We start from the raw sequence: 9,602 nt of genomic DNA, 5'->3' as shown, positions 1-9,602 counted from the left end.
CGAATCTCTATAGGAACTATTTCTGGAGGAATTGATATTACGGATAATCTGGATGTTGGAAATGTAACTAGCTACTCGCCTCCAAGTGACTTTCCAGAGGATACTGCTATTTATGTGAGCGTTACCCCATATAATGAAGCTGGGGAGGCGACTACTTGCTCAGAAGAACAATTTACAACTGAAAAGTTATTAGAAGCCCCACCATGTGCGCAGCTTATAAGTCCAATCGATGGTGAATCTGATGTTGCTCTAAATGCGATATTACAATGGGATGCTGTTACAGAAGCCACTGGTTATCGAATATCTATAGGAACTATTTCTGGAGGAATTGATATTACGGATAATCTGGATGTTGGAAATGTAACTACTTACTCGCCTCCAAGTGGCTTTTCAGAGGATACTACTATTTATGTAAGGGTAACTCCATATAATGATGCCGGTGAGGCGGCCAATTGCTCAGAGGTACAATTTACTACCGAAGTATTTACTGATAATCCTATAATGGGAACCACCCAATATGGAATTTCACCCAATGGGGATTCTATAAATGATTTTTGGGTGATAGAGGGAATTGAGAATTATCCAGATAATATGGTTGCGGTGTTTAACAGGTGGGGAGATATGGTGTTCCAAGTTCAGGGGTACGACAATCAAGGTGTTTCATTCCATGGAATTGCAAATAAAAATACTGTAATGGGAGGTGGGAAATTACCAAGTGGGACCTACTTTTTTAAAATAGATATTAACTCCCTTGGGAACTCAACTACAACTAAAGGGTTTATAGTTTTAAAACGATAGTATGATTAGTAAACAACATGCCATTATTGGATTGGTTTTATTATTCAGTCCATTGTCGATCTTTGGACAACAAACAGCTTTATTCTCGGAGTATAACTATAATCCTATGGTGATTAATTCCGCATATACAGGGATGGGAAATGGAGCAGAAGTAAACTTAAGTAATTATTCATTTTCAAATGATATCGAGGGTAGTCCTAAGCATTTGTCTTTAAATTTTCATACTCCAATTTCAAATAGGAAAATGGGAATAGGAGCGGCGATTTCAAGGGATGAAATTGGCGTAACAACTAGTACCAATGCTTATGTCGCATATTCTTATAGAGTGTTTTTTGATCATAAATCAAATCGCCCTAATTGGCAGATTTACCATCAGCACGTATTGTCCTTTGGGCTAACTGCGGGTATTGATCAATACCAAGAAAATCTTGTTGATTTGGGGATTTCTGATGATCCTTTGTTTGCAGAAAATATAAATGAAACTATTCCAACTATTGGCGTGGGCTTTCTTTACAATCGCCGAAACTTTTACGTGGGCATCTCTGCACCGAATATTCTTGGAGATCGATTGGCTTCACTCGATAATTTGAAACTATCTAATCCAGTGTACGGCTATATGGGCTATAGTTTTTTACTCAATAAATTTGATAAGATCATAATCAAACCTAATATTCTTTTAAAACATGAACAAGGTGCACCAATGCAAATTGATCTAAACCTCGCAACGAGTTTTGAGAATAAGTTTGAAGTAGGTATTGGGTATCGAAGTACAACTTCAGTGAATTTTATGGCAGGAATATATCTGTTTAAGCATTTTAGATTCATTTATCAGTACAATGTAGGATTTAAAGATTCCCTTCTTGGAAATGGCCATGGAATGGTGTTGTCCTATGTATTTAAGGGATTTGATTTGTGACTTTGATGTGCAGTTGTGAGTAGTATATTTTTGAGAAAATTGTATTTTTATGATGAATAATCATTGGAGATGGTCTTAAATAACATTGTACAAAGAAGTATAAAATGCATACGACAAACTATTTCGATTCATTTATTCTTGTGTCCGAAGATACTAAGGTGAGTTGTGGTACCAAGCCACCATTACGGGCCAATAAAGCAACTGTTGCAACATTGCAATATGATTTACTTGTAAATAATCCTTACTTATATACCTCTGATGAGCTACTGTTTAAAGTGTTTGCAGAGCGGAATAATATATCCCAAGAAACATATCCACAGATGAAATCGGATTTTTTTTCAAAAGGTAGGGCTTGTCTTAGAGCCTCCCCTCTGCCAAAAACTTACGGTTTCGGAATCCATGCCAATAGCCAAGGAAAGCTAGCTATATTCGCTATGGAAAGTCAGCAATATGAAAGACTTTTGAATGATCCGAAAATTAAAAAGCTTCGTGCTATGAGAAATTCAAGGGCTAGGTAATTCGTAACTAGTCACTTGCAAGTTTTGTCTTTTTAGATTTAAAATAATAGTTTTTTTAATTGAATAATTAATTTAACTTCGCTTAAGATTTTTATAAATTAGAGTATTTATACTCCATAAAATCATAGTTTAAACCCCATTTATTATCAATAACAATGAATTTTAAGCTTTTTAGAGGCCTATCAATAGGTGTGCTATGTTCTTATCTTTTACTAAATTCTAGCTGCAGTAAAGGTGATGACACTTTAACTTACAACGACAATTTTTTAACAAGCATAGATGCTACGAATCTACCCCCTGGAAATCATCCTATGACAATGTTTGAGGATGATGAAGATCCCTCATTGATGTATAATAAACAGGATCGTTGGTTTAGGGTAGACCAGCCATTACAGGTGATACAAAAAGGAAAGGATTCTATCCAAATATCTCTTTATTCACCAGTTGGTCTCAAAGATGTGAAGGTATTTGCTAAGTTGGACAGCTACGATCAAAGATTTGTTGTTTATCATTTTTCTGAAATTCCCGCTTTTCATCGTTCCGTGCATCAAATACCATTGGTATCTATCACCAATGACTATCAATTGGAGGATGGGAAAATAATAACAATTAATAAAATTGACGGTTTCTCGAGTGGTGAAATCGAGTTTACAGTAGAATCTAGTGATCCTTTATTTGCTAAATTTCAAAGAATTAAGTCTTCACACCTAGTACAATTTCACGACGGTTTTCATATTAATGAACTAGGAAAATTTTTACCAATGAATCCAGTTTTAGCCAAGGAAGCTATTACCTTAATCATTAACTATTCCTATGCACTAAGCCACCCAATTTATTATCAGACGTTTATCAACTTTGATGTCTATAAAAAAGAACAAGCAGCTACTAAGGGATCTGGGATCGATGGAGCAAAGGATTGGCATGGTAATGAGGTAGATGAATCAGGGCAATACGACTATTATACTAAAGAGCAAATAGAACAAATTTATTGGAATTACCTTGATGACAGGACCCTTTATATGGCTATGGTCGGTGGCGACGCTGCATTGGGGGGTGGACAATTGGCTTCTCAATGGGAGTCAGGTTATGTGTATGGACATTGGATAGGTGATCTTTCTGTATGGTCACATGAATATTCTCACCATATTGGTTTTGGACATTCTAGTAATTTAGCCAATAGTGGAGAAGGTGGGGGACAACAAGAAATGTTAGCGAATTTCTACAAATATTTAATATACTTAGAGGATCTGCCATTTATCGATCCACAAATACTTCAAGGTTGGACTAAAACAGCCCACCTCTCTAGGGAATATAATAAGCCAGTATTCGAAATAAAGGAGGATAACCCATTCTATCTAAAATATAACGGAAAAGGAACATGGAATTAATCAGATTATGCCATAGTTATATGGTAGCTTTTCTACTTTTTTTAATCTTAGTAAGCTGTTCTAAGGAGAGCGACATCGCCAAAGAACACCAGTATCACTATATAAGTTATGACACAGAAGTTACAGCAAAGCAAATTGCAGATGGAAGCGGTCTACTTCAGCCAAAAGGGATAGCTATTTTGGACGATAAGCTATACGTATGTAATGGCGATGTATTAGAGGTTTTTAATGCACAAAGCCTTCAACATTTAAAAACGATCAACTCCTTTACTAAAGGTGAAACAACTATTGAATTTAGCAACCTTACTTCTATTGCTGTAGACAGTAGTAGAATTTATATAGGAAGCAGAGACTCAAGGTTGTTTGTGTTAGATAAGAATACAAATTCTGGAATCAGTGTTGTTGGTAATGGTCAGTGGTGGCAAACTTTTGTTCATGTTTTCGGGGTAACGGTAGCAGACGGACTGATGTTTGTAAAAGAAAAAGAAAACTCTATCAAAGTTTTTGATGTTACACAAATCACCCAAAACAGTAATTGGGATCTAGAGCCTATTGCAAAACTCAATACAGTAACAGGGGCAACAGAAGAATATTCAATGGATGTTGAGAATGGTGATTTAGTTGTTGCTGGAAGAAATGCAGAGGCCTTTCTGTATTACAATGTCGATGCTATTTTATCAGGAGCAGAAGCATCTTTTACCACTCCAATCACTCCGATTTACAGTCCTAATGACGGTGTAAAGCCGTTGTCCGTTAAATTTACAGAGGATTGGGCTATTACTTCAGAAAAGATAGGAGAAGATTATTATTTAAGACTCTATCCCAAAGAGAAATTCATGCAAAAAGATTTTGATCCCAAGGTCAGTGCTTACGACGTTATGGGCGATAATCCTTTTGGGGAAATCATAGCAGTAGAACAATTAGGAGATCGCATATTTATTTCTGATTATACAAATCAACAAATAGCAATAGTCAAATTGAAAACTTCCTTGATTATTGAGCATTAATACGCGATTATTGGTAAATCCAATGTAGGTTTACATTTCCAAATTCTGTGAGTCTTGTGTTGTTGCTGATATCATAGGACTCACTTTAGAGATAAAGTTCGATTTAATAAAATCAACTATTACACGTTGTAAAGAACTTTCCCATACCGCTTCGCATGCAAAGCAGACATTAAATAAAAATGGATTTTAATAGGAATGGTCTATTTTCCTACATGTAATAGTGGTCGTATGGTCATTACTGGATAAAGCAGTCGTTCTTTAGCTACAGAACATTTAGATAAAATTGCCAGTGAAATTTGATCCTTCTGATTTACTATATTCTGGATTTTATCAATTTGATATTGGCTTTCGTTACTCCATGATTTGCGGCTAAGACCTCCCAGTGATTGAGCGCATATTTGGTTTGCTGGATAATAGCATCAATTTTATTGCGCTCTAAATTAGCTACTATGCCCAATTGGACTAAATGATCTGTACTAGGAGTTTGTCCCTCTCCCATTACCATTGTACTTTGCTGACCTCTCGGGCCAGAGGAGAACGTTAAATCGTAAGCGGGAGATAGCTTCCATTCCCCTTTGTTATCCATTAGAAAGGAGAAGTTCTTACTGTGGTCATCACGATTGTGTGAAAGCACATTGAATACAGCAAGGCGATACATTTTTTCAACTTCGCGTATATCTTTGGTTAAAACACCAGTCAGGGTTATTAAATCTTCATAATCTAATGATGATATTCTAAAATCGGAATGCAACAAACCGCTTGCGGTATGCATATGAAACCTTTGATTACCCATTCGATCAAAACGTTTTGTTGCAAAATACCCCGCCCCTATTGAGGACTCAAACAAATTGACAGGCATCATCTCAACGCTAGCCATTTTAGCCATAAGTGCATAAACATACTCAACCGCACCCGCATCAACACCATCCGTACTATTAGCAAATTTCACTATCCAATGCTCATAATTTTCAGGAAGATTATGTTTTCCTGAAATTATACGACCCTTGGTGTTGTCTAAGCCTATGAGTGCTTTGGGACGGGCACCAGCAGAAGATCCATTCAGATTGATAAGCTCTTTTAAAACTTCGTCTGCTTCTCCTTCCATTATCTCGTGGGTTTGCTGCGATAGTAAATCCAGATCAATCCCTTCTCCTTGCGTATTATCATCGCTGTGATCGGGTTCATATACCAATGCACCAAGCCCAGACTTACCTACATGAGCCAAACGGTCTAAAGGGGTAAAATCTTCTGGTAATAAATTTTGGGTTCTAACGTATCTTTCAAAAAGTAATCGACCCCAACCGTCTGGAAGACTGTCATTAAAAACACCTGGTAACCCCTCAAAAGGACGATAATTAAAAACCTGTAAACCCGACCCTAATGGTAGTTTTAAAGGAGATATTTCTAAACCTTGAACAATGAAATCCTGGTCATATTCGAAGTATATTTGGTAATCTCGCCAAGCCAAACGTCCCACGGGGATGATATTCTGGTTAAAATCTAACCCTACTTTTAATTCGTTTGTTGAAACGTACTTCATCATTTGCGCCACCCTCTTTCAGGCTTTTTGTTTTCTTTATTTTTCAATACGTCATCTATGGACGAAAACTTATTTTCTAAAGGTTCAGTTGCCTTTATAAACTTTTCTAAATTACCCAGAACCATGGCTAGCTTAAGAAAAGATTCAAGGGAAATAGCTCCTTTTTGCTCAAACTTTCGTAAAGAAGACAAACTAACCCCTGAACGCATGGACAAACCTTCTTGAGTTAGCCCTTTTTCTAGACGTAAATCTCTCATATTTTGAGCTATTTTTAGCCGTGCTTTTGTTGGTGTAATAAGTGATGTCATAATGATGATTATATGTAAATATAACGAATAATTACCATTATAGTGTTAATTATAATTAAAAATGTAATTGGATTTTCCAAGAATTAAGAATGAGTTTGTTTTGAGTAAAAAACATGATTTCAATCCATATGAGTGACCTACAATACAATCTAGAAAGCATCATGACTATCAACCATAAAAATACCGAGATCCCTATCCTTTTAATTACAAAAAGATGATCCCTTATTAGATGTAGGATTTCAGGTATTTTATAAAGTTACGTTAGTCATTGTAGAACGCCTGAAGTTGTTTTAATCAAAATACTAAGCTAAAAGTAGAGCCTGTTTCTAATGTGCTTTGAACTTGAATTTTCCCCTTGTGTAATAACATTATCTGCTTGCAAAGACTTAAACCAATTCCACTTCCATTTTTTTTAGTGCTGAAAAAGGGCACGAATATCGAGTCTACAATTTCTTCAGGAATCCCATTTCCATTGTCTTTGACTTTAATGATAGTATTACCGTTTAGGGTTTGAATTGCATAGATTTTAACCATTGGTTTTGATACATTTATACAGGCATCCACTGCATTTATGATCAGGTTAATTAAGACTTGTTCGATTAAATACGAATCCATTTCCAACGAAAGATCTGATGGCTCTATCTCAAATTCTATAGAAACTCCTTTTGCTTCTAAAGAAGGTGACATCAATCTGTTTAAATTTTGAAAAACAGTTTCAACTTTTGTTAGGTTAGAATTTAATTCAGTGATTTTGTTTAAACTACGGTAGGTTTTGGCGAATTTCATGAGTCCATCACTCCTCTTTCTAATACTTTCAATACCCTCATAAAGATCCTCAGTATTTAAAGGTTCTAATTCCGGGAAACCTAGAGAGCTTTGAATATTATCCTTTAAGGTTTCCGCCAATGAACTAATAGGAGCAATAGAATTCATGATTTCGTGGGTCATAACACTCAATAATTTTTTCCATGCTTCAGATTCATTTTTATTAAGGGTATCATCAATGTTTTGTAAAACTACTAATCGAAATGTATTGGGAGCAACTTGGAAGATCGAGCTGGAAACTAACATTTTGTTTTTTTGATTTCTTACCTTCAATGTGATGGTCTGCTCCTTAATTTGGCTCGCAATGAATAGATTGTCATACAAATCCTTTCTTCGGCTCTTTATAAAACTAATGTTTTTAATTGAAGGAATATCGAGCATCTCTTTTAAAGACTCATTTAACCATAGAACTTTTCCTGTTTCTATTTCAAAGGCAATAATACCAACCTGGACAATTTCAAGAATTTTTTGTAGGTATAGATACTGGGTTTCTTTTTCGCTATTAATATCTTTAACGGTTTTGTTTACTTCATTAAATCCTTGATGTAAACGGCGCATGTCGTCAGGGCCATTATTTTCAGAGTACCACCTAGAAAAATCGCGATATTTCACAGCATCAAAAAAATCATCTAATGTATGAAAACGTTTTGTGATGAATTTAAATAAACTATAGGAAGTGATACAACTGAGAACAACACCTATTACAATCAAATATGTGCTTGCCATTGCTATGCCATAGGCTAAGACCAATTGAAAAGTAAAAAGGATGAGAATCCTTAAGATAAATGTAATTTTAAAGCTTTTATAAACCATACTTATGGAGTCTTCTATACAATGCCGCCCTTGTAATCCCTAAATCCTTTGCTGATTGTGAGATATTACCATTGTTCTTCTCTATGACCTTTAAAATGGTATTTTTCTCTACGGACTCTAAAGTAACACCCGTTGTGGAATTGTCATTATGATATCTCTCAATAGGGGAAAACATGAGGTTTTCTGCACTTAATATTTGATTTTCAGCCATGATGACTGCTCTCTCCAAGGTATACTGTAATTCCCTTACATTGCCAGGGAATTTATAGTTTGTTAGTTTTTCAAAAAAACTTTTATCCAAATGGAAATCATCTTTGAAATACTTGTCGGTATATAGTTTTGTAAAATGACGAGCTAAAACCTTCACATCACTACCTCGTTCTCTGAGTGGAGGAATAGTGAGTTCGACGGTATTGATCCGGTAGATTAAATCTTTTCGGAATCTCGCTTGATCAGCCAGAACTTCTAATTCTAAATTAGTAGCACATATGAGTCTTATATCTATGTTTATAGGCTCATTTGAACCAAGGGGTGTAATTTGCCTATTTTGAAGTACGGTTAATAGCCTGGCTTGTTGTTGGAGTGAAATATTCCCGATTTCATCTAAAAAAAGTGTTCCTCCTGATGCAGTCTCAAATCTACCTTTTCGATCCTCCCTGGCATCTGTAAATGCTCCCTTTTTATAACCAAATAATTCACTTTCGAATAAGGATGTTGTCAACGCACCAACATCGACCTTTACAAATGGTTTGTCTTTACGCAATGAATTTTCGTGAATGGCTTTAGCGATGAGATCTTTGCCTGTTCCGTTTTCACCCAGTAATAAAACATTGGCATCAGTAGGTGCAATTTTTTCTAGCTTTAAAAAAACGTTTTTCATTACCCCGCTTTCACCAATAATTTTCCCTTGGTCAGTTTTAAATGATTTTGAGGAGTATTTCTTGCCTTGTTTATCGCTAAGTTCTTTTAAGGTTTGGATAATACGTTCATTTTCCCATGGTTTCATTAAAAAATCTGACGCTCCTTCTTTTAATGATCTAACGGCAAGGTCAATATCGCCATAAGCGGTAATTAAAATCACACAAGTATCAGGGCTGATTTGTTTTATTTTTGTTAGCCAGAAAATACCCTCGTTACCAGTATTTACCAGACTGTTAAAGTTCATATCGAGAATAACGATGTCAAAATTGTGCTTTTCAAAAAGCGACATGATGTTATTTGGGTTTTTCTCCGTTACAACCTCTTTAACTTTTGATTTTAATAACAAACGTAGTGCTATAAGAACGTCGTTATCGTCATCTAAGACTAATATTTTAGATTTATTTAATTGCATCACTACAATATTACAATATTATGTGGCTTGCTAAAAGTGGTACAGGAGTTTATTTCACAAGTGTAAAATCCGTATTGTTTTCGTACATACGTTGTACTGTTATCGAACACCTTCATTCTTTTTTAAATTGTTAATGCGCTGGAAATGACCTGTTTA

The 9,602-nt window shown here is 35.4% G+C and carries 9 protein-coding genes; 5 read left to right on the top strand and 4 right to left on the bottom strand.

The genetic code is table 11. From position 1 onward, the window contains the following. From I215_RS11735 to I215_RS11715, 5 genes are all read left to right on the top strand, one after another. On the top strand, positions 1-798 hold a 798-nt coding region (locus tag I215_RS11735), incomplete at its 5' end, for a gliding motility-associated C-terminal domain-containing protein (RefSeq protein ID WP_008992186.1). A gap of 1 nt (position 799) precedes the next feature. Then, positions 800-1,714, top strand: a complete 915-nt coding sequence (locus I215_RS11730) for a PorP/SprF family type IX secretion system membrane protein (protein WP_008992185.1) — start codon at positions 800-802, stop codon at positions 1,712-1,714. A gap of 104 nt (positions 1,715-1,818) precedes the next feature. Next, positions 1,819-2,232, top strand: coding sequence for a DUF6157 family protein (locus I215_RS11725; RefSeq protein WP_008992184.1), 414 nt, complete (start codon positions 1,819-1,821; stop codon positions 2,230-2,232). A gap of 155 nt (positions 2,233-2,387) precedes the next feature. Beyond that, a complete protein-coding gene (locus I215_RS11720) occupies positions 2,388-3,620 on the top strand; it encodes a hypothetical protein (RefSeq protein WP_008992183.1) in 1,233 nt (410 codons plus the stop codon). Next, on the top strand, positions 3,611-4,627 hold the full coding sequence (locus I215_RS11715; RefSeq protein WP_008992182.1) for an NHL repeat-containing protein: 1,017 nt from the start codon (positions 3,611-3,613) through the stop codon (positions 4,625-4,627). Before I215_RS11720 ends, I215_RS11715 begins: the two co-directional genes overlap by 10 nt. Positions 4,628-4,940: 313 nt before the next feature. Here the strand turns inward: I215_RS11715 and I215_RS11710 are convergent, their stop codons facing one another. The 4 genes from I215_RS11710 to I215_RS11695 all read right to left on the bottom strand — a co-directional run bounded on the left by I215_RS11710 (position 4,941) and on the right by I215_RS11695 (position 9,446). Then, positions 4,941-6,170, bottom strand: coding sequence for a type II toxin-antitoxin system HipA family toxin (locus I215_RS11710; protein WP_237738959.1), 1,230 nt, complete (start codon positions 6,168-6,170; stop codon positions 4,941-4,943). Next, positions 6,167-6,475: a helix-turn-helix domain-containing protein gene (locus tag I215_RS11705; protein WP_008992180.1), complete on the bottom strand. Its 309-nt coding sequence runs from the start codon at positions 6,473-6,475 to the stop codon at positions 6,167-6,169. Before I215_RS11705 ends, I215_RS11710 begins: the two co-directional genes overlap by 4 nt. A gap of 294 nt (positions 6,476-6,769) precedes the next feature. After that, complete coding sequence (locus I215_RS11700; RefSeq protein WP_316928339.1) at positions 6,770-8,026, bottom strand: sensor histidine kinase; 1,257 nt, start codon at positions 8,024-8,026, stop codon at positions 6,770-6,772. Positions 8,027-8,102: 76 nt separating this feature from the next. Further along, positions 8,103-9,446 (bottom strand): sigma-54-dependent transcriptional regulator, encoded by a 1,344-nt coding sequence (locus I215_RS11695; protein ID WP_008992178.1) that lies wholly within the window; start codon positions 9,444-9,446, stop codon positions 8,103-8,105. Positions 9,447-9,602 lie beyond the last annotated feature (156 nt).

The sequence above is a fragment of the Galbibacter marinus genome, from assembly GCF_000300875.1.
GTDB lineage: Bacteria > Bacteroidota > Bacteroidia > Flavobacteriales > Flavobacteriaceae > Galbibacter > Galbibacter marinus.
The sequence above is the reverse complement of the archived record's forward strand: the minus strand, read 5'-3'. Positions and strand labels throughout refer to the sequence as shown.